Genomic DNA, 20,832 nt, shown 5'->3' on the forward strand with positions numbered 1-20,832 from the left:
CTAATAGGGAGCAGAGAAGTTAAGCTTCTCTCTCCCTTTCCTAATCATGGAGGATAGCTATTTTTGAGAAGTGGAGTGGGCCTATGAATCTGTTGGAACGAGTACTTACTTTGCTCCGAGCAAACCTTACAACCGTTGTGGAGACTGCGGATGATCCTGAGAAGGTCTTGCGACAATTACAATTAGATATGCGCAATCAATTAGTTCAGGTGAAGACACAGGTCGCAACGGCTATCGCAGAGAGTCACAAGCTGCAAAAGCGGAGTCAGGAGCGCAAAACGCAGGCCGATGGTTGGTTACGCAAAGCTGAGCAGGCGGTCCAACAAGGTAATGATGATGTTGCACGAGATGCTCTTACTCATTATAACGACACAAATAAGCAGATGCAGCGCTATCTACAGCAAAAACAGGAGCAGGAGAGTCTTGTGTCAACAATGCGTAACGCACTACGTCAATTAGAGGCAAAAATAGCTGAGGTTGATACGACGATCGATATTCTAGCGACCCGCAAACGCAATGCGCTGATTCAACAACGGGTCTTTGATGCTCTTAATAAAACAGGTAATCGGAAGGATCGAGAGGCGACCACGAAGGCGCAAGATGCTGTTATTGAGGCCGAAGCGCGTGCACGAGCGCTGGCCGATCTCCACTCGCGCTCACTGGATGCGCAGTTGACACAGTTGACCCGGGAGCAGATGGTTGAAAATCAGTTACAACATCTTAAGTCTCAGAAGCCTGCACAATCCCCTCTCAATATGCAGCAGATTGTGCAAAACGCCAAAAAGCCTCATACAGGTCCTTTGTCCACTCAACCACTCTCTGAAGATCAGGCTGACCCCTCCACAAAGCGCGATCCTTCGCGCATACGGCAGGCCCATATCCCCTCTGAGCCCTCAACTCAACAAGATATCCAGTTGAAGCATTTGAAAAAGCTACTGGACACACCACAAAGCATGGATTCCTGAGCTATCGCGGCGACAAAGCTTTCTTCGCCACTATCAGAGCTGCTCTGAGTTCTCTTCTGAAATCCTCAATGTTCATGCAGGGTAGTGAACCCCTGTCATGAATGGCTATGCTCTAACTGTTAAAAAAGATGGCGTAGATTGCAATAATTGCAATGCCGATAAAAATGCCAACCAGGATAGAATACCAGCGATTTGGCTTCTCTTCTTCCTGGGTGGTAATCTCTTCTTTACTCATAATCTCACTCACTTCTTTCTTTATAACTCAGATATCGCTATTGACGCAGGGCGGCGCTAATCGCACCCTCCACATTTGCCATAACTTCCAGACTCTCAATCGGGTTTGCTTCGCGCGTAGTGATTAAGACTTGAAAAGCCTTTTTCTCAACTCCCACCTGACGCATTAAAATGTGGGCATCTGCGCTACTGATAATGGTATCTTGATATTCGCCCCATTCGCTCTGCTCAAGCACCATGAGAATATGTTTCTGTATCGTGCTAAATGGCTTGCAGATCCGGGCTACATCCAGATCATCAACCGCAACCTGGGCAATCGGTTGACCATCGCTACTCACTACTGCGGCGGCAATAAAACCTGCAATTGAATAGCCCAGCGTCTGCAATGCAGAGACAAGAGCGGTATAGTTGCGTCGTGCCGCCCTCTGTGCCGTTAAGGTCGCAGAGGTTAACATAGGATTGCTATCTTGTAAATCTGGATAAGACAACGGCCCGCTGGTTGGTGCAGCATTCAATGGCGGCTGAGCAGCAGGCGTGGCTGGACGAGCCTGTTCGATCGGAGTGGTTAGCCAGTTAGGCGGCACTGGCTGCAATGGCCCGCTCTCTTTCACTGGTGCATTGGCTTGAACAGGGGGCGGGGTCTTCGATTGTGCGATAGACTGCGGCCATTCGGGCGCTGAACTTCGGCCTTCTGGTTTCGGCGGCTGTGCCACTTCTCCATTGGCAAGCGATGAAGGTCGGACCGCTGGCATTCCGCTACTAATAGCCTTATCGGTCAGCCAGCTTGGTAGCTCGGATTGAGAAAGATTCTGATCCCCGAGAGGCCGAATCCCACTCTGGCGCGCCTGCTCATCAAAATATTGAGCTGGCGTAGTAGCAGAGCCGTGTTCAACCCCCGAGCTCTTGTTGACGCTGACAATCTGACTGGTACGTTCCCACCATTCACGTGTGTCCCCTTTGTCCGCTCCCGCTATCTCAAAGTTATGTGGCGTCGGTTGCAACGTCTCCTGCCTTTTCTCTATCTGCGTCGGAAAGGCCCGCTCGATTGGAGGTTGCACTGGCTGCACTGGAGTCTGAGGACCCTCGACAAAGACAAAAGGACTATCATCAATCTCATCCCCTGAAGTGCCAATGTTCGAGAAGAGGTTCAGTTTCTGTTCGCCCGACTGCATCTGCGGAAAGGCTGGAAGTTCTGGTGCACCCGCTTGCATCTGTTGGATAGCATTGAGCTCTCCACTATATTGCAGCCGGTCTGCATATTTTGTACGATATTGTAACGCCTGGAAAATGAGACGCGATAATGGCTGGGTTACATTTGAACCTCGCTGCCCATCATCCCAATCTTGCTGGGTGACAGTCCCATTTTTATGCGCAGCCAGGGCAAAGAAAGCCTCTTCCCCTCGCAGAACACCATACTCTGCCCAGGTAAGCTCTCCATTGTGGAAACGGAGAACGCCTCGCTCCTCTAAACCAGTATTGAGCAAGAGGGTGATACTCTTACGGCTCATCGTGATAATCTGGATTACATCGAGCAGATCAAATGAATCCAGGCTCGCACTAAAACCGCTCTGTTGCAATAAACGGCGTAACTCTTCTTTTAAGAGGCGCACATCCAGAGGATGCTCAAGATAGCTTGCAGCACCACTCTCTAACGCCTGCACACGGAGAGCAGGCATATCTATTGAGCCTATAAGGATCATGCGCGTATTGGGTCGATACGAACGTAGCCATTGCAGCAGCTCAAAACCATCTGTCCCTGGAGTTTTCAGGTCACAGATTACCACGTCATATTCTTCCATCCATAAGACGCGTACGGCATCCGCCCCGTTCGTTACTCCTTGAACTGCGTACCCATCCTTATGGAGAGAATTGACTATGCTACGGTTAAGAGATTCATCTCCCTCAACCACAAAAATACGCCAGACTTCAGACATCGTTCCTACCACCTGAAACAGATTTGGCTGCTTCCACCCGTCAACGCAGACCCTTACGCCCATTCATCAGCCATCATTGTCGTATCACGATCAATAGGTCTTCCTCGTTGCTTGGTTATGCAATTACTTGAAGAGTGTATCACGACTCCCTTAACCATGGCAAGATCTAACAAAGAGGTACCAGACAAGCACCTAAGCACATTTGTAGGGTGTGATCGCGGCGTGCTATACTCTTCCCAGGAGAGGTTGGCTCTGGAAGCGCTCTGGCTTCTCCTCAAAATAACGCCTGATACTCATTTTATAGAAGAGATCTCTCTTTCCTGATCATAAACATGATAGACATTCTTTTTTAAAGGAGCAGATTTATGACAGCTCACACATCTGAACAGGATAATTGGAAGAAAGCGGCTGGTGAGGCTGCGGCTCAATTGGTTCAGGATGGTATGCTGATCGGGCTAGGTACTGGCTCGACCGCTAATTATTTTATTCAGGCTCTTGGTCTGCGTCTTCAAGCTGGCCTCCAGATTGCGGGTGCAGTCCCAAGCTCCAATGCATCTCATGATCTTGCAGCGCAGGTAGGTATTCCTTTGACGACACTCGATGCTCATCCCGAATTAGATCTCTATATTGATGGGGCAGACGAGATAGATCCAGAGCTCCGTCTCCTCAAAGGGGCTGGAGGTGCGCTGGTGCGCGAAAAGATCGTGGCCTCTTCTGCTCAACGCTTTATTGTCATTGCAGATCCTTCAAAGCAGGTCAGCCATCTTGGTCAGAACTTTCCTGTCCCTGTCGAGGTCACACCCTTTGGCGTCAGTCCTGTTCTGAAACATTTACAGGCATTGGGTGCTTCAGCACAGATACGCGTTAAAAATGGATCGACGTTTATCTCCGATAACAGCAATTTGATTGTGGATTGCCGCTTCCCTCAGGGTATCTCCGATCCTTCTTCATTGGATGCTCGTATTCATCAGATTGTAGGAGTTGTAGAGACCGGGCTCTTCATTCATATGGCGTCGCAGGTTATTATTGGTGGCCCCAATGGCCTTCAGTATCTTCCATAATCACAGCAATCTTACAGAGCATAAAGCTCATTCCCACTATGAAGGATCAACGCAGAAGAGGGGGTGGCAGATAGCGACTCCTCTCTGTTGATAGAGAGAAGGCTTGACACAAAGCTCGTTGTTGAGAATTAGAGGACCAGCGCAGTATGCAGATCATTCAGACTATTCAAGCATTGGAAACAGAACGCCATCAATGGCATGGTTCAGTAGGCTTTGTCCCTACGATGGGCTTCCTTCATGAAGGGCATCTCTCGCTTTTCCAGAAGGCTCGCTCTGCTCATACGATCCTTGTGGCAAGCATTTTCGTTAATCCTACTCAGTTTGGACCCCATGAAGACCTTGCTCGATACCCACGCAATCTCGCTCGCGATCTCCAGCTCCTTGAAGCCGTCGGGGTTGATGTGGTCTTTACTCCTTCAGCAAGCGAAATGTATCCTGAAGCATTTATGACCTTTGTTGAACCTGGTGGCGTGCTGGCAAATCAGGGTGAAGGAGCTGCCAGACCAGGCCATTTTCGAGGCGTTGCTACGGTTGTTCTGAAATTGTTTTCATTGATTCAGCCTCACTCTGCCTACTTTGGACAGAAAGATGCACAGCAGGTCGCTGTGATTCAGCGCATGGTGAAAGATCTCAATCTCCCGGTTACAATTCAGGTGGGCTCGACTATTCGTGAAAACGATGGGCTGGCCATGAGTAGCCGCAACAGCTATCTCACTCCACCACAACGCCATGCAGCGACTATTCTCTATCAGGCCTTGCAGGCTGGTCGCAAGCTCTTTGAGAGCGATCCTACGACAGATACTCGCCTGGTCCTACAAGCGATGCAGACGGTTATTGCTCAGGAACCGCTGGCTCGCTTAGAGTATATCGAGCTGCGTCACGCAGAGACTTTTCTCTCGTTGGAGAGACTTCAGGCACCTGCGCTCCTCTTACTTGCTGTTTCGATCGGTGCAACACGCCTCATCGATAACTTTATTTATCGAACTCATGGAAGTTGGGATACAGGCCAGGTGCTATATTCCTCTTCCGAGACAAACATATGAAAGAAATGTTGAAACAATGAGTGAAAAGATCACTGTTCCGATGATTCGGGCCCGCAAACAGGGTCCAAAAATAAGCATGGTTACAGCTTATGATGCTTCAATGGCTCAGATTGTTGATCGGGCCGGAGTCGATATGATTCTGGTTGGAGATTCGGTCGCTACGACGGTCCAGGGACACGAAGATACGCTTTCAGTGACGCTCGATCAGATGGTTTATCATGCCGCAGCGGTAAATCGTGCCCGTCCTCATTGCCTGGTGGTTGTCGATCTCCCCTGGCTTAGCTACCATATTTCACCGGAAGAGACTGTTCGCAATGCCGGACGGCTTGTTCAAGAGGGTCATGCCGATGCCGTGAAGTTAGAAGGTGGACGCAAGCGTCTCTCCGTCATTAAGGCTCTGGTCAATGCTGAGATTCCTGTTGTTGGACACCTGGGCCTCACCCCCCAATCGGTCCTGACAATGGGAGGCTTTCGCGTTCAAGGGAGAGATCTCCAGGCGGCGAAAGATCTTATCGCCGATGCTCAAGCTATCGCACAGGCAGGCGTTTTTGCCATCGTTCTGGAAGGTATTCCTGACTCTCTCGCGGCTTTAATCACACAATCCGTTAACGTTCCAACGATTGGTATTGGGGCTGGTGCACAGTGTGATGGTCAGGTCCTGGTCTATCATGATGTTCTCGGACTGAATCTGGGCCATCTCGCCAAATTTGTTCGTGAATTTGCACAACTGGCACATACTGCAACAGAAGCCTTGCAGGCATTTCATCAAGAAGTCCAGGCAGGCTCGTTCCCTACCGATAAAGAGAGCTATCATTTCGATAAAACAGTCCTACAGGCATTGCAACAGGAACAGGAACCAGTGCTCGATGAATAATGCTCTAGAAAGTTAAACAATCTATGACAAAAATCTATGTCGATGCCGATGCCGATCTTACGGTCCTTCAACCAAAGACGATTGCTGTCATTGGCTATGGAAGCCAGGGCCATGCTCATGCTCTTAATCTGCGCGATAGCGGCTGCCATGTTGTAGTCGGTCTTCCACTCCAGAGCAAGAGTCGTCATCGCGCGGAGCAGGATGGCTGGCAAGTTCTGCTGCCTCGCGAAGCTGCTCAACAGGCCGATATTATTATGCTCCTGGCTCCAGACCAGGTTCAGGGTCGCCTCTATACACAGGAGATTCTCCCATCTCTACAAGCAGGTAATCTCTTGCTTGTTGCCCATGGCTTTAGCCTCCACTATGGCCAGATCATTCCACCTGAAGAGGTTGATGTCGCAATGGTTGCTCCCAATGGCCCCGGAGCTATGTTGCGACAGATGTATTGCGCTGGAACTGGTATTCCGGCACTCTGGACGATCTATCAAGATGCAAGCGGTCAGACGAAAGCGCTGACATTAGCCTATGCGCGCGCCCTTGGCTGTACCCGCGTTGGTGTCATGGAGACAACATTTGCTGAAGAGACCGAGACCGATCTGTTTGCAGAACAGGTGGTGCTCTGCGGTGGCCTCACCAATCTGATCCGTATGGCCTTTGAAACGCTCGTTGAAGCAGGCTATCAACCAGAGGTCGCTTATACCTGTTGTCTCAAAGAAGTTAAACTGATTGCAGATCTTCTTTACACCGGGGGTATTCATTTTATGCACAATTCGATCAGTGATACGGCTGAATTTGGCGATTATCTTAGTGGACCGCGTATCATTGATGCACATACACGTGAACAGATGCGAGCAGTCCTCTCTGATATTCAGACTGGAGCCTTCGCTCGCGAGTGGATTCTGGAGAATCAGGCCGGCCAGCCTCGCCTTCAGGCCCTGCGTCGCCAGGATCGCAATCACTTTATTGAGCAAGTGGGACGCCAGATTGGGCATGTGTCTATCTAGCCTTCTCTTTTATCGCACACTATACATACTATTTCCCGTGTTTTCTATAATATTGTAGCCTTTTCCGTTCTGGAAGGAGCGGCAGTCTTTCTCCACTGTCGCTCTCTTCTCATACTCAACCCTCTCCTGGCTCATCCAATTGTCCTACCGCAGTTCCGCTCCCTATCTTTTTGCAACAAAACATCTCTCTCGAACGTCTAATGTACTAGCAGAAACAATAATCTATTGAGAGAGGCTTCCTTCCTGTTATTGACTCTACCAGAAATATATTTTCCATTTTTAGGACAGTAGGGAATCCTCCACACAACTAACAATTGAATTTTTTTAAGAGAGGCTCACTGCATGCTCTATACAAAGAAGCGAACAAAGCGATCTCACCATAGACTACTGCCACAGCTCTGTCTTAGCCTCGGACTGGTATTTCTCTGTACCTTTTTTCTGTTTACTGGTACCTCATCTGCTTTTAGCACACAGGCGCTCACTGGCGGCCCGTCCATTGATACAGTAGATGTCGGCTTCAATGGAAAATTTCAGGATCAGAACTGGATTCCCATTCGTGTGACGTTGCACAACGATGGCTCTGATTTTACGGGCCAGATCGCTCTCAAAACTGCTTCTGGCAGCCAGAATGGCTCATTTAACTCTCCATCAACGTATCAGGAAAATATCAATCTGCCTGCGGGAACCCACAAAAAAATTACGCTCTATCTTCCTCTGTCTCTTAATAGCACTGGTATACGTACTTTAAATGTTGTGCTCATCAATGCAAATGGACAACAGGTTACTTCTTCCAGTACACAGCTCAATGCCTTAAGCTCAAATATCATCTCGATTGGCGTTTTGAGTGATCTCAAAAATGGCTTTGGAGCACTTTCACAGGCTGCTCCCATCAATAGTGGCATTACGGTGAATACTGAGCCATTAAACGCTGACCTTATTCCCACGAACCCTCAGTCATTGAACAATTTTGATCTATTAGTGCTGGACAATTTTACGACCAGTTCGCTCAGTCAGGATCAACTACTGACGATTCAGCAATGGGTCAATCAGGGTGGTTCGCTTGTCGTGGCTGGAGGACCAGAATGGCATCGTACGCTTAGTACCCTCCCTGCCAATCTTCTTCCCGTCACAATTACTGGCACCGATACTCTGGCAGCTCAGACGCATCTCTTGCCTATCGGTGGCCCCGGCAGCCAGTCCAGCTCTCAGCCAACCAATGATACCCTATCAGATCCCATTAATATCAGCATTGGTTCGCCTGTCAGTGGAAGCTCTGTTCTTCTCTCATCTGGCAAGGTACCCCTGATCGCTCAATCAACCTTTGGGCAGGGGACCATTACTTATCTGGCTTTTGATCCTGCTATTGCCCCCTTGTTTGGCTGGCAGAATACCACGACGCTCTGGCAGACGCTCCTGACACGATCATTGGCCAACCGCATCTTTCAAAACTCGACCAATAATGGCAATTATACCAATGTGAATTCAGGTCTGACGGCCAGCAATATGATGGACGCTCTGGTACGATCATTCGTACCCAATGCGACCCCCTCTCCCTGGCTCATCCTGCTTCTTCTGCTTGGCTATGTATTGATCCTTGGTCCTATACGACTTTTTATCGTTCGCCGTTTTAAGAAGCGCTCGTGGAGCTGGCGCATCGTTCTCAGCACAATTGTCGTTTTTACGGGGCTCAGTTATGGACTCGCACTCCAACAAAAGGGAACGTCTGTTATTAGCAGTCGCGTCTCGATGATCCAGTTAAGTCGGCCCGATGCAACTGGCAGTTTAGAACATATCAATACCTATTTTGGAGTCTACGTCCCCAGTCAGGGCGATTTCCATGTCCATCTTCCTACGGCTGGCACGATTCAGACGATGAACAATAATTTCTATGGTCCTCCTCCCTTTTCATCATCAGGCAATGCCCCCACAACCTTCACAAGTAGTGGCACTGCAACCGATGTTACGTTACAGGGGCTGGAGATCTGGAGCATTCGTACACTTCAGGCACAGAATGATCGCCACGTGAGCGGCGGCATCCGTTCAAAACTTACACTTCAGGACAAAACCATTAAGGGTACAGTCAGCAATACCTTGCCATACGCCATCTCAGATGCGTATCTCCTGATTGGAAATGACTTTGTTTCGCTTGGACATCTCAATGTTGGTGAAAGCAAAACAGTCAATCTTCCATTAACAAATAGTCTGATCACCAATGGGCAGACGCAAAGTCTCGCCGACCAGATTGCAAATAGCCTCAATATTCCCAATCAATACTTTAATCCCTATAATCCAACTACGCCTTCAGACGATGTCCATCGCCATGTAGAACTCTTACAAGCACTCAATTCAAGCAATGCCAACTGTTTCGGTGGCTGCCCCTATGGACGGGGTGTCGTGACCAATGGCCTGGGCAAAATTATTATCAACTCGAACGCAAATTATGGAATCACACAAGATCCTTTGCTGCTCAGCAACGCACCGGCAACACTCATTGGCTGGACAGATCCAGCAGCAGACCCGAATAATAATCTGACCATCAATGGGATCCAGCCTTCGGGCGCTCAGGAGACGTTCCTTCAGGCTCCGCTCGATCTTCAGTACGGCGCTACTGCCAGTATTCCTGGTAGCGCTATTCCTGGCCAGGTTGTCGATTTCCAGAACGATCAATCAACGGGCAATACCTCTATTCAGTCTATTGGAGGCGGCCTCTATGCCCTGTCCACTGGAGGTTTAACCTTTGAGTATACACTCCCTACTACGGCTCACATTCAGTCGGCAACGCTTACTCTCTCCTCACAAGCAAATGCTGCCAATTCCGCTAAATCGTATCAGCCAGGTCAGGCTGGTACCATCAGCGATATAACTCATTTACAGACATCGCTCTATAATTGGCAATCAGGCAAGTGGGATGCGGTGAAATTTGATGCACAATTTACGCTGTCTGTCTCTGATGCTCAGACATATATAAGTCCCGATGGGCGTATTCTTTTGCAGATGGCCAATCAGCAAACAGCCCTGGGTACGACCATTTTTAGCCAACCAACGGTCCAGCTCGATGCGACCTTTGCTCAATAGAGGGAGATTTCCAGTATATGGCAGATAGCACTGTTCTAACGCCTGTAGCAAGTGAGACGCTGATTCGTATTCAGCATGTCTCCAAACGATATCGCAATGTGAATGCGCTGGATGACCTTAGTCTGGAGATCCCACGAGGGAAGATCTTTGGACTGATTGGACCCAATGGCGCAGGCAAAACAACGCTCATCCGCATCCTGGCCGCTCTGTTAGCTCCCAGTAGCGGCCAGGTCTGGTTTAATAACGAAGAGGTCAGCCGCTCACCTGCCACAATTCAACGACAGGTGGGCTATATGCCGGATTTCTTTGGCGTGTATCCCGATCTCACGTCCGCTGAATATCTGGAGTTCTATGCCGGAATTCATGGCATTCCACGTCAAAAGCAGGCCGGGCTGATCTCAGATCTCCTGGAATTGGTCGAGTTGACCTCCAAACGAGATGCGATGGTGGAGAATCTTTCACGCGGTATGAAGCAGCGCCTCTGTCTTGCTCGCGCTCTGGTTCATGACCCCGAGGTTCTCTTGCTCGATGAGCCAGCCTCTGGACTCGATCCACGCGCCCGCGTTGAGCTCCGTGAGCTGGTGCGTACTCTTCAAGGAATGGGCAAGACGATTATTATTAGCTCCCACATCCTGCTTGAATTAGCTGAAATGTGCACAGATATCGCAATTGTAAAAAATGGGAAGCTCGTCCTCTCTGGGAGTGTTGATACGATCACCAGTCAGATTAATGGTGGACGCCAGGTTGAAATTCGCTTGCTCGATCCGTCGTCGCTCCCTCAAGCCCTTGATGTGCTTAAGGCTCGCCCCGAGGTGACACAGACTCAGATTGAAGATCAGGTGATCCAGGCCGACTTTCAGGGCGATGATCAGGTCCTGTATCAGATGCTGAGCGCGCTCATGGCTGAAAATATTCCTGTTGTCTCCTTTGCTCCCCGCTCAGGGGGTGGTCGGCTGGAAGAGATTTTTATGCAGATTACAGAAGGAGGACAGCAGGGATGACGTTCTTTGCCCTACTCACAAAAGAATTACGCTTACGACTGCGCCGCGAACGGACCATCTGGGTTATGATTGTGTATATCCTGCTGATGGGTTTGATTGGCTGGCTCACACTCCTCAGCAGCCAATCAAACCCATCAACTTACAATACAGGCAATACTTATAATAGTGTAGGATATGTCCTCTACACTATCCTTATCTTCCTGCAATTACTGCTTGTGCTTTTTGTAACACCGGCCTTTACGGCCAATACTATCAATGGTGAGAAAGAACGCCAGACCTTTGATCTCTTGCTCTGCTCACGGCTGAAATCCAGAGATTTAGTGATCGGTAAGCTCCTGGCCGGGCTCACAAACACCTTTATCCTGGTGGCTGCCTCTATTCCAGTCTTTAGCCTGGTCTTTTTCTTCGGCGGTGTTGCACCTGTACAGATCTTCTACGCATTCCTGGTCATTGTGGTGAGTGCTCTTCTCTCAGGTACATTGGGATTGCTCTGCTCAATTATCTTTCCACGTCCTGCACTCTCGACTGCAATTGTCTATATGTTGACATTATTCTGGCTCCTTGCACCTGCTCTGTTAGCTGTTTTGTTTCGCCTCGCTTCGAATGGTTCATCTTCGTCCATCTGGTTGATCTGGAACCCGGCATTCGCCCTCACCTCAACCTACAATTCCATTCCCAGCTATTCATTCGGGCAATTCTCTATGGTGCCCTGGCTATTCTATAGTCTTATCAGCCTGCTAATCACAGGCATCTTTCTGGCGTTAAGCATCTTCTTTGTAAAGCCAAATGGCCATCTACGTATTCGTACAGGCTCCGTCAGGAAGTCGGAAACACCTGCTACGACGATAGCGTAATATACAATAACAATAACAAGTGTAGGCAGGTTGCTGGATAATGCTGATTTGCTCCAGATCATCCTTGAGTAACCCGCCTATCAGAAAGGAAAGGGGTTCGTATGGCGACTTCATTACAGTCTCGACTGGCAACGGTTCATCAGGAGCCGCTGACAGGCGAGCGCCTGACCATAGCCCTGCGCCCCTGGCGCTGGCGCTTCACCATTCGACAAATAGTGCGCTGGAGCGCCCGTGGTCTGTTAGTGGGTCTGATCGGTGCTGGGGCTATCTTGCTCCTCTCATACCTCTTTCCCTGGGCCTCGGCACGCTATTGGGCTGGAGCGGTCGGCCTGCTCAGTTTTTTTGGAGCCCTGGCGATTGCGGTCTGGTATCGCCCATCTCTAGGCTCAACTGCAGCACAGATTGACCGCCATCTGCATCTCCATGATCGCATCGGAACAGCCTGGGAGTTACGCGAGCAATCATCTACCCTGTCCCGTCTCCAGAGACAGGACGCGCTGCAACACCTGGGAGAGCATCGCCCAAATACAACGCTGCCCTTGCGTTTACGGCGCTCGACCTCTCTCTGGCTGGGTGCGCTGGCGGTTGCACTGGTGCTCTTGCTGCTGCTTCCTAATCCAATGGATGCAGTCTTAAAACAGCAAGCTCTCTTTCATGCCCAGGTCGCCAAGCAGATTAGTTCTATCGAGAAATCTCGTCAGGCAATTACGCAACAGAAAGAGCTCTCTTCTGCTGACAAAAAACAGGCGGATCAGATCCTGAAGGATCTTGAGGCAAAGCTTCAGGATGCTAAAAATGCCACTGAGGCTCAGCAAGCGCTTTCAGATGCACAGGCCAAGCTCGATCAACTCCGCGATCCTCAGGCGGCAGCTAAATCACAGGCCTTACAGAATGCCGCGAATACACTGCAAAATAGCAGCAATGCCAATGCAAAAGCAGCGGGAGATGCGGCTGCAAAGAATGATAATAATGCCTTAGCGCAGGCTCTCCAGAATCTGGCCAATCAGGCCAGTTCGATGTCCAGCGATCAACGGAGCCAGCTCGCACAAGAAATCGAAAAAGCAGCTAACCAGTCAAACCAGAATTCTGATCTCAGTTCAGCCCTACATCAGCTAGCTAAAGCAGTTGCCGATGGTAATTCTAGTGAGATTGCAGATGCCTCAGCCGCTGTAACTTCTGCCACCAATCAGACTGGCTCAACTACGGCCAAGGATAACGCTATCGCAAAGGCAGAGCAAGGCCTTCAGAATAATGCGAATAATCTAGCTTCTGCTACTGATCCTTCGGCGACAACAGCTACCACACCCGGCCAGAATCAGGGCCAGGGCCAGAACCCGGGTCAAGGTCAGGGCCAGGGTCAGGGCCAAGGTCAGGGCCAGGGCCAAGGTCAGGGTCAGGGTCAAGGCCAGGGGCAGGGTCAAGGTCAGGGTCAGGGTCAGGGTCAGGGCCAGGGTCAAGGCCAGGGGCAAGGTCAGGGTCAGGGGCAGGGGCAGGGAAGTGGAGGCAGTGGCAATGGCAACGGTCCTGGGGGAAATCAAAATACGAATGGTCAACCAGATAAAAACGAACCAGTTTATGTTCAGGGTCAGACTGGACAGGGCAACAGTCAGCAGAGCACCGATAATAACAATACTGGTATCCAGGGCGACGGGCAAGTCCCCTACTCACAGGTCATCTCCCAGTATGATCAGAGTGCTCATGACGCCATCGATAATAGCAATGTTGCCCCCAATCTCAAAGACCTTGTGCATGATTACTTTAATACATTAGAAGGGCAATAAATACTCATGGCAAGTAGCGACAAAAGATCATTTGAATCAAACCCTTATACTACTTCTGATGAACCATCAGAGCTTGATCAAACGCCACCTACTCAAGATGTCGAAGAGCTCTCATCGCCAACTACGAGCGAACCCGATGAGAAGTCAATTGCTGAATTTATGGAGATAAGTCAGCAATTAGAGCAGGAACTAACACGAATTGTCGTTGGTCAGGAACGAGTGATCCGTGAACTGCTCCTGGCACTCCTGGCTGGCGGCCATGTGCTGTTAGAGGGCGTGCCTGGTCTTGGTAAAACATTGCTGATTCGCACGCTTTCGGATGCCCTCTCTTTGAAGTTCTCGCGCATCCAGTTCACACCAGATCTCATGCCAGCCGATATTGTAGGTACGACCATTGTGACGGAGCAGGCCGATGGTACAAGCGGCTCTACACGCGTCTTTAGCTTCCAACCAGGACCAATTTTTGCAAATATTGTGCTTGCTGACGAGATCAATCGCGCCACACCCAAAACCCAGTCGGCGCTCCTGGAAGGCATGCAAGAGCGCACAGTCAGCGTTGGGGATCGCACGCGCAATCTGCCTCAGCCATTCTTTGTGCTAGCAACGCAGAATCCTCTCGAGATGGAAGGAACTTACCCACTACCAGAAGCACAACTTGACCGCTTCCTGCTCAAAATCATTGTCAATTTCCCAAAGGCGGAGGATCTCTTACGCATTATTGATACAACGCTGGGAACAAGTTCTCCACGCGCCAAAACGGTGGCTACGGGTGAACAGCTTAGCCATCTGATCACAATCGCTCGTGCTGTCCCTGTCGCAACAACGCTCAAAGAATATGCGGTCCGAATGCTCCTGGCGACTCATCCTGATCATGAAGATGCGCCCGAAAAAGTACGGCGCTATGTGCGCTATGGGGCAAGTCCTCGCGGCCTGCAAGCTCTGATTATGACGGCCAAAGTTCGAGCTCTGTTGGAGGGACGCTACAATGTCTCTCGCGAGGATATCAATGCGGTTGCTTACCCGGCCCTGCGCCATCGCTTAATGCTAAATTTTGATGGTCTGGCCGATGGCTTGACGCCGGAACAGTTGATTGAGACGATTATTGCTGATCTCTCTGGCGAGAAGTAGAAAGGCTCTCTTATGCAGGATAGCACGAGAAAGCCTTTTCCTCTCGATGCTCAGACTTTGCAACGGCTCGATAATATTGCGTTGATCACACGCCGCCCAATGGCTACTGGCCGACCTGGACGCCGTCGCTCACCGCAGGCGGGCTCATCGCTAGAGTTCTCAGACTTCCGTCGTTATTCGCCCGGCGATGATTTTCGCCGGATCGATTGGCGAGCGTATGCTCGACTTGAACGCCTCTTCCTACGCGTTTTTGAAGCTGAAGAGAATATTACGGTCACCATTCTGATTGACTGTTCGGATTCAATGTATCATGGTGCTCCACAAAAGGCTGAACTGGCCCTTTCTCTGGCCGCAGCCCTGGCCTATATCGCATTAAAATGCGAGGATACGGTGATTGTTGGTGCACTGACCGATCATCTGGTCTCTTACCGGCGAGCTGCCAGCGGAAGCAATTCTCTCTGGCAATTGGGCGAGTTTCTCAATCAGTTGCCGCGCTCAGGCAGTACTGATCTGAATCGCGCACTCTACGATATTGGACGAGCAGTAACTGCTCCCGGGCTAACCATTGTCATCTCTGATTTCTTAGCCCCAGGGGGGTATCAGACTGGCGTTCGAGCAGTGCGGCAACTGCGCCAGGAGGTTGCACTCCTGCAAATTCTCTCGCCCGATGAGATCGAACCCGATCTGCAAGGCGACTGGCGGCTCCGCGATAGTGAAGGAGGACGCTCGGTGGAGGTAAGTTCATCACCAGCCGTCGTCCAGGCCTATCGTGAGAGGCTGGCAGCGTTCACGCAGGAGATTGCAGGCTTTGCTCACGATCATATGGGCAGTTATACCTTGATCTCGAGCGATACCGCAATTATTGATGTTGTCCAACGGCTCTTACGACAGATTGAATTAGTGAGATGAGGGAAGGATCAGACGATGAACTTGCTTGTTCCTGCTGCACTCGCGTTTAGTGCGATCATTCCTATCATCCTCTTGTTCTATTTTATGCGTCCCAAACGCCAGGAACGGGTGATTGGAAGCACGCTTCTCTGGCAACAGGCCATGCAAGATCTCCAGGCCAGCCGGCCCTGGCAGCGTTTGCGCATTACGCCTCTGCTTCTTCTCCAGTTGCTGGCGGCGGTCTTTATTGTACTGGTCTTAACGCGACCCGCTATCTTCAGCCCCAGTCCCATCAGCGGCAATACGATTATTATCTTACAAGCGTCTGCCAGTATGCAGGCCACCGATGTTGCCCCAAATCGCTTTGAGGATGCGAAACGCAGTGTCACGAATCTCATTGATGCGATTGGACCTGGCGACCATATCTCACTGGTGACGATGGCCCACACACCACATATTCTCGCCGCTCAACTCCAGGATCGTGGCCAACTCCTTGCTGCACTCCAACAGGCCAGAGTGACCAATCAGGATGCCGATCTGGAACAGGCAATCTCTCTGGCTGGCTCGATGACCTTAGGCCAGAGTGGAAGCCAGATCCTGGTGATCGGGGATGGCCATGTCAATACGGGAAATCAGACAATTAGTTCACCTATTCCCGTCCGCTATATCACTGTGGGAACAGATGCTCCCAATGTCGCGTTCCAGGCCCTCTCCGCTCGCACGTTACAAGGCAAGCTTGTCGCTCTCGCGCAGGTGGCCAATTATAGCCATCAGCAACGCTCAATACCTGTTGAGCTCTACGGCAATACTGATCAGAGTAGCAAGTTACTTGGCGTCAAAACAATTACGCTTGCGCCTGGGGCCAGTAGCTCGATTCAGTGGAACGATATCCCGGCTACAACCCGCTTTCTCCACGCTCGTCTGGTCTCACAGGATGCTTTTATGGTTGATCACGAAGCCTGGGCAATCGTTGGTAGCTCGCTCCGTGGTAAGGTCTTACTGGTGACGAAAGAGAATAGTTATCTTCAGGCTGCCCTGCGCCTTCAACCCAATGTAGATCTGTTTCAGATCACGCCCGATAAATATTCCAGCACGATGAGCTATGATCTCACGGTCTTTGATGGCTTCGTTCCACCTACGCTCCCCAATGGCAATATCTTCGTTGTTGGCCCTCCAAAGGGCGATTATCTCTTCGGAAAAGCGGGCGATACAACTGGTATCACCCATCTTAATCCAGGCAATGATACGCTCAAACTCCTGGCAGATGTGGATCTGAGCACAACGCATGTTCGCTCCAGCCATCTGCTCCAACCATCGGTCTGGGCTCAGTCCATTGTGGTGGCTCAGGAGACGCCCGTCTTAGTGGCTGGTGAAAACGACAATCGCCGTATTGCAGCCCTTGGCTTTGATCTTCACGAATCTGATATCGCGCTCCAACCCGCCTTTCCTATCCTGATCCATAATCTCATCAACTGGTTTCTCCCTCCGCCTGTCAGCGGGGATGGACAGATTAGCTCTGGTCAAACGGTAACCATGCAGACCTGGCCTGGCGCTGATCAGGTCACGATTACGAATCCTGATCATCAAACGACGAAAGTGGGACCGCCGTTTCCGGTCGATCCCTATGAAAAAACGAATGCCATGGGTATCTATACCGTTACTCAACAGGTCCATGGTCATCAGCTTACTGGAGCTTTCACGGTAAATCTGTTTAATGCTGTACAATCGCGTCTGGCACCTGCACATGCTCTCCCTATTCAACATAGCACCACCATGACGACTGACAGCAACCCTATTACGCATCAGTTGCGCGAGATCTGGCCCTGGATTGCAGCCCTCCTCTTACTCATTCTCTGCTTTGAATGGTGGCTCTTCAGTCGCACCTACGCCCAGACAGCCTCTACCAAAAATGGTAAAACAGGAGCAACCAGACAGTTAGCTGGTCTGGAGCGCCCAACACAAGTCCACAAACTTCTCGCTCAGTTTCAGAAGCAATGGCGGATACGCTCTGAAGAGGCCCAAAGGCGGACACGAAAATTACGTAAACGCTTGAAAGGAAGACTGCATCGACCAGCGAAAGGGGAACGTAATGTTCACGTTTGAGCAACCACTTATCTTGCTCCTTGTCATTCCGATTGGCCTTCTGGTCTATCTGACATGGAAAAAGATGGCTCTGCCCTATGGGAAACGTCAGCGACTGTTGATTCTCATCAGCCGCTGCCTGCTCTTTGCGTTTCTCATCTTTGCGCTGGCTGGCGCAGCCTGGGCTCAACCTACCAATCACCAGGCAACAGTCTTTGTTGGGGACATCTCTTCCAGCACCAGTACCCAGCGTTCGTTCATTGAGCAATGGATTAGCTCAGCACTCCAGCATAAACATACGGATGATAGTATAGGGATTGTGGCTACGGGCCGCAATGCTCTCGTTGAACAATCGGTCAAATCTGATCAGATAGATTTTGCCCATTTTGAATCGACGCCCGATACCAATTATACCGATCTGGCCGCTGGCCTGCGATTGGCAGCGGCGATTCTGCCACCAGATAGTCAGCGCCACATCGTTTTGTTGACAGATGGTCAGCAAAATCTAGGAGATGCTCTACAAGAGGCTCAAATTCTCCAGCAAGAAGGAATCCGCCTGGATATCGTGCCACTCCCTTCAAGTAATGGGCAGGATGCACGCATCGATGGGCTCACAGCTCCAGCCCAGATGCATACCAACGAACACTTTGCGATGCATATCAAGCTGTTCAGTAGTGTGGCTCAACAGGGAACCCTTCGCCTCTATCTGGATACCACTCAAATTGGACAGCAGAGCATTAATCTGATCTCTGGTTCGCAAGAGCTGACTCTCAGCCTTCCTGCCCCCTCGGCTGGCTTTCATACCTATCGCGTGACGCTGGAAGCGCCCAATGATGCCATTTTACAGAACAATGAGGCTTCTGCTTTTGTCAATGTTCAGGGTGCGCCCCGCGTGCTGGTCATTGAGGGAGCACCTGGTAGTGGGCAGAATATCGTTTCCGCGCTCAAAGCGACCAATATCAATGTAACGGTTGGGACGCCCAGCGATGTACCGGTCACATTAGATGGCCTTGTTCCATATGATAGCGTTATTCTAGCAGATGTGCCCGCTGTAGCACTGGGCAATACCCGTATGCAACTGCTCCAGACCTTTGTCCGAGATCTTGGACATGGACTTGTGGTGAGCGGCGGCGAGAATAGTTATGGCATTGGCGGCTATGCCAATACGCCTCTGGAACAGACTCTCCCTGTGCGGATGGATATTCCTCAGCATAAGGAGACTCCCAGTATCGCTGTTGTCCTGATCGTTGAGAGCCTGGAGGAACAGACGCAGATTAATATCTCCAAAGAGGCCGCCAAAGAGGTTGTCAATCTTCTCACCCCCAACGATCAGGTTGGCATCTCTTCCGGCTATGGGACACTCAGCATTAAGATGCAGCCCGTTACTGATAAGAAAAGTATCGATAAGGGCATTGATGATATGAACCCCGACGATCCACCAAGCTATATGCCCGACTTCATCAATGCTGAACAGGTTCTCTTGCATACAAATGCCAAAATTAAGCATGTCATTCTGCTGGGCGATGGCGATGCCTTCGATTCCTACTCACAACAGATTACAAAAATGGCGAATGAGCAGATTACGGTTTCGACGGTTGCTACCAATGCAAATTCGCCCAATGAGATCGCTACTATGCAACAGATCGCAGAGTGGGGTAAAGGGCGCTTCTACCATGCAGAGAATGCTGCCATTATCCCACAGCTCTTGCTCCAGGAGACGGAGCGAGCAGCAAAACGCTCAGTTATCAATGAAAGATTTCAGCCCGCCATCGTAGGGAACCATTCCATCCTGACTGGTATCGACGGCATTCCTTCTCTTGATGGCTATATCGCCACTACTCCTAAACCTGCTGCTCAGATAGTGCTGGTCAGCCATCTTGATGACCCTGTTCTGGCCGTCTGGCAATATGGACTGGGACATGTGGCGGCCTGGACCAGCGATGCTCTGGGACTATGGACCAAAGATTGGATTTCCTGGAACAATGCCGCCCGCTGGTGGGCAAATGTGACCACCTGGTCGCTCCCATCAGCTGATAATGGAGCACTTACTATCAATGGGACAGTGGCGAATGCGACGGCTCAACTTACGGTCGACCTTCCTACTGGCAGCCCTACCAGTGGGCAACAACAGGTACAGGCTCATATTATCGCACCAGATCTTTCACAACAGACCATTACGCTTGAAGCGACTGCTCCAGAGCGCTGGGAAGGAAGCTTTCCTGCTTCACAGGTGGGGGCCTATCTACTTCAAGTGACATGGCAGGGCACGAATGCCAATAATCAAAATGGAACCAGTACGCTCACAGCAGCTACGGGGCTGGTTGTGCCCTACTCTCCTGAGTTTCATACTCAGGGGACAGATCTACGCTTCTTGAAGCTTCTTGCTAACGCTGGCGGTGGCACGGTGCTCGCGGGCAATGCGGCAGCAGACGTCTTTAATCAGAAGTTGAGCGCTGCAACGGCTTCTGTGCCTCTCACCTGGCTCTTGCTTATCCTGGCAGCTCTTCTGCTCCCATTCGATATCGCTGTACGCCGCCTGGCTGGATTGGACTTCCTGACCAACGGCTACAAATGGCTTCTGGCACATCTCCGACCCGCAAGTGCGCTGGCACTGGCCTCTGTTGAGGGCACAACAAGCACAGCCGAAGCTTCGCTCTCTTCTCTTGGGTCGCTACGAGCCAGACGCGAACAACGCGATAGACGCGCGTCCAGCAATAAACAGACGCTCACTACGCCCAAAATCGTTCCTCAGAAAGCAGCCGAACCAACACAGACAACAACATCCGCTAAGGCAGCACCAGCGCCTGAGGCAGCCCCTCAGCCAGCACCGAAGCCAGTCCCAACGAGCTCGACTACCAGTAGACTGGTTGAAGCCAAACGCCGACGCGGACAGAAAGAAGGTTAGCCC

General features: G+C 50.7%; 15 protein-coding genes. 13 read left to right on the forward strand and 2 right to left on the reverse strand.

Annotated features, from left to right (window positions below; translation table 11 throughout):
• The first annotated feature begins 83 nt into the window (after positions 1-83).
• The gene (locus EL628_RS15980) at positions 84-965 is read left to right on the forward strand and encodes a PspA/IM30 family protein (RefSeq protein WP_126580923.1); all 882 of its coding nucleotides are present in this window, start codon (positions 84-86) and stop codon (positions 963-965) included.
• 112 nt (positions 966-1,077) lie between these two features.
• On the opposite strand, the gene EL628_RS30820 is transcribed toward EL628_RS15980, so the two are convergent.
• Both EL628_RS30820 and EL628_RS15985 read right to left on the reverse strand, forming a co-directional pair.
• On the reverse strand, positions 1,078-1,200 hold the full coding sequence (locus EL628_RS30820; RefSeq protein WP_281276546.1) for a hypothetical protein: 123 nt from the start codon (positions 1,198-1,200) through the stop codon (positions 1,078-1,080).
• 37 nt (positions 1,201-1,237) lie between these two features.
• Positions 1,238-3,133: a response regulator gene (locus EL628_RS15985; RefSeq protein ID WP_161975541.1), complete on the reverse strand. Its 1,896-nt coding sequence runs from the start codon at positions 3,131-3,133 to the stop codon at positions 1,238-1,240.
• A gap of 365 nt (positions 3,134-3,498) precedes the next feature.
• On the opposite strand from EL628_RS15985, the gene rpiA reads away from it, so the two are divergent.
• The 12 genes from rpiA to EL628_RS16045 all read left to right on the forward strand — a co-directional run bounded on the left by rpiA (position 3,499) and on the right by EL628_RS16045 (position 20,829).
• Positions 3,499-4,194 carry a ribose-5-phosphate isomerase RpiA gene (gene rpiA / locus EL628_RS15990; protein WP_126580925.1) on the forward strand — a complete coding sequence of 232 codons (696 nt, stop codon included), beginning with the start codon at positions 3,499-3,501 and terminating at the stop codon, positions 4,192-4,194.
• A 146-nt stretch (positions 4,195-4,340) separates the two neighbouring features.
• Positions 4,341-5,237 carry a pantoate--beta-alanine ligase gene (panC, locus tag EL628_RS15995; RefSeq protein WP_126580926.1) on the forward strand — a complete coding sequence of 299 codons (897 nt, stop codon included), beginning with the start codon at positions 4,341-4,343 and terminating at the stop codon, positions 5,235-5,237.
• 16 nt (positions 5,238-5,253) lie between these two features.
• Positions 5,254-6,111: a 3-methyl-2-oxobutanoate hydroxymethyltransferase gene (gene panB, locus EL628_RS16000; protein WP_126580927.1), complete on the forward strand. Its 858-nt coding sequence runs from the start codon at positions 5,254-5,256 to the stop codon at positions 6,109-6,111.
• A 23-nt stretch (positions 6,112-6,134) separates the two neighbouring features.
• Positions 6,135-7,115 carry a ketol-acid reductoisomerase gene (gene ilvC, locus EL628_RS16005; protein WP_126580928.1) on the forward strand — a complete coding sequence of 327 codons (981 nt, stop codon included), beginning with the start codon at positions 6,135-6,137 and terminating at the stop codon, positions 7,113-7,115.
• A 342-nt stretch (positions 7,116-7,457) separates the two neighbouring features.
• The gene (locus EL628_RS16010) at positions 7,458-10,190 is read left to right on the forward strand and encodes a DUF8815 domain-containing protein (RefSeq protein ID WP_126580929.1); all 2,733 of its coding nucleotides are present in this window, start codon (positions 7,458-7,460) and stop codon (positions 10,188-10,190) included.
• 17 nt (positions 10,191-10,207) lie between these two features.
• Complete coding sequence (locus tag EL628_RS16015; protein ID WP_218028930.1) at positions 10,208-11,191, forward strand: ABC transporter ATP-binding protein; 984 nt, start codon at positions 10,208-10,210, stop codon at positions 11,189-11,191.
• The gene (locus EL628_RS16020; RefSeq protein ID WP_126580930.1) at positions 11,188-12,045 is read left to right on the forward strand and encodes an ABC transporter permease; all 858 of its coding nucleotides are present in this window, start codon (positions 11,188-11,190) and stop codon (positions 12,043-12,045) included. Before EL628_RS16015 ends, EL628_RS16020 begins: the two co-directional genes overlap by 4 nt.
• A gap of 101 nt (positions 12,046-12,146) precedes the next feature.
• Positions 12,147-13,826, forward strand: coding sequence for a DUF8809 domain-containing protein (locus tag EL628_RS16025; RefSeq protein WP_126580931.1), 1,680 nt, complete (start codon positions 12,147-12,149; stop codon positions 13,824-13,826).
• Positions 13,827-13,832: 6 nt separating this feature from the next.
• Positions 13,833-14,954 (forward strand): AAA family ATPase, encoded by a 1,122-nt coding sequence (locus EL628_RS16030; protein ID WP_218028931.1) that lies wholly within the window; start codon positions 13,833-13,835, stop codon positions 14,952-14,954.
• Between the two features lie 12 nt (positions 14,955-14,966).
• The gene (locus EL628_RS16035) at positions 14,967-15,863 is read left to right on the forward strand and encodes a DUF58 domain-containing protein (RefSeq protein WP_126580932.1); all 897 of its coding nucleotides are present in this window, start codon (positions 14,967-14,969) and stop codon (positions 15,861-15,863) included.
• Between the two features lie 15 nt (positions 15,864-15,878).
• Positions 15,879-17,945, forward strand: a complete 2,067-nt coding sequence (locus tag EL628_RS16040; RefSeq protein ID WP_126580933.1) for a vWA domain-containing protein — start codon at positions 15,879-15,881, stop codon at positions 17,943-17,945.
• Positions 17,932-20,829, forward strand: coding sequence for a glutamine amidotransferase (locus EL628_RS16045; protein ID WP_126580934.1), 2,898 nt, complete (start codon positions 17,932-17,934; stop codon positions 20,827-20,829). The genes EL628_RS16040 and EL628_RS16045 overlap by 14 nt, the downstream gene beginning before the upstream one ends.
• The last annotated feature ends 3 nt before the right edge of the window (positions 20,830-20,832 follow it).

This window comes from Tengunoibacter tsumagoiensis (assembly GCF_003967535.1).
GTDB lineage: Bacteria > Chloroflexota > Ktedonobacteria > Ktedonobacterales > Ktedonobacteraceae > Tengunoibacter > Tengunoibacter tsumagoiensis.

What these genes read in the sequence shown, in the direction of transcription:
- panC (WP_126580926.1), top strand. Translation starts at nt 4,341, where the DNA reads ATGCAGATCATTCAGACTATTCAAGCATTGGAAACAGAACGCCATCAA.
- EL628_RS16045 (WP_126580934.1), top strand. Translation starts at nt 17,932, where the DNA reads ATGTTCACGTTTGAGCAACCACTTATCTTGCTCCTTGTCATTCCGATT.
- EL628_RS16030 (WP_218028931.1), top strand. Translation starts at nt 13,833, where the DNA reads ATGGCAAGTAGCGACAAAAGATCATTTGAATCAAACCCTTATACTACT.
- EL628_RS16010 (WP_126580929.1), top strand. Translation starts at nt 7,458, where the DNA reads ATGCTCTATACAAAGAAGCGAACAAAGCGATCTCACCATAGACTACTG.
- EL628_RS16040 (WP_126580933.1), top strand. Translation starts at nt 15,879, where the DNA reads ATGAACTTGCTTGTTCCTGCTGCACTCGCGTTTAGTGCGATCATTCCT.
- EL628_RS15980 (WP_126580923.1), top strand. Translation starts at nt 84, where the DNA reads ATGAATCTGTTGGAACGAGTACTTACTTTGCTCCGAGCAAACCTTACA.
- rpiA (WP_126580925.1), top strand. Translation starts at nt 3,499, where the DNA reads ATGACAGCTCACACATCTGAACAGGATAATTGGAAGAAAGCGGCTGGT.
- EL628_RS16015 (WP_218028930.1), top strand. Translation starts at nt 10,208, where the DNA reads ATGGCAGATAGCACTGTTCTAACGCCTGTAGCAAGTGAGACGCTGATT.
- EL628_RS15985 (WP_161975541.1), bottom strand. Translation starts at nt 3,133, where the DNA reads ATGTCTGAAGTCTGGCGTATTTTTGTGGTTGAGGGAGATGAATCTCTT.
- EL628_RS16035 (WP_126580932.1), top strand. Translation starts at nt 14,967, where the DNA reads ATGCAGGATAGCACGAGAAAGCCTTTTCCTCTCGATGCTCAGACTTTG.
- EL628_RS16025 (WP_126580931.1), top strand. Translation starts at nt 12,147, where the DNA reads ATGGCGACTTCATTACAGTCTCGACTGGCAACGGTTCATCAGGAGCCG.
- panB (WP_126580927.1), top strand. Translation starts at nt 5,254, where the DNA reads ATGAGTGAAAAGATCACTGTTCCGATGATTCGGGCCCGCAAACAGGGT.
- EL628_RS30820 (WP_281276546.1), bottom strand. Translation starts at nt 1,200, where the DNA reads ATGAGTAAAGAAGAGATTACCACCCAGGAAGAAGAGAAGCCAAATCGC.
- ilvC (WP_126580928.1), top strand. Translation starts at nt 6,135, where the DNA reads ATGACAAAAATCTATGTCGATGCCGATGCCGATCTTACGGTCCTTCAA.
- EL628_RS16020 (WP_126580930.1), top strand. Translation starts at nt 11,188, where the DNA reads ATGACGTTCTTTGCCCTACTCACAAAAGAATTACGCTTACGACTGCGC.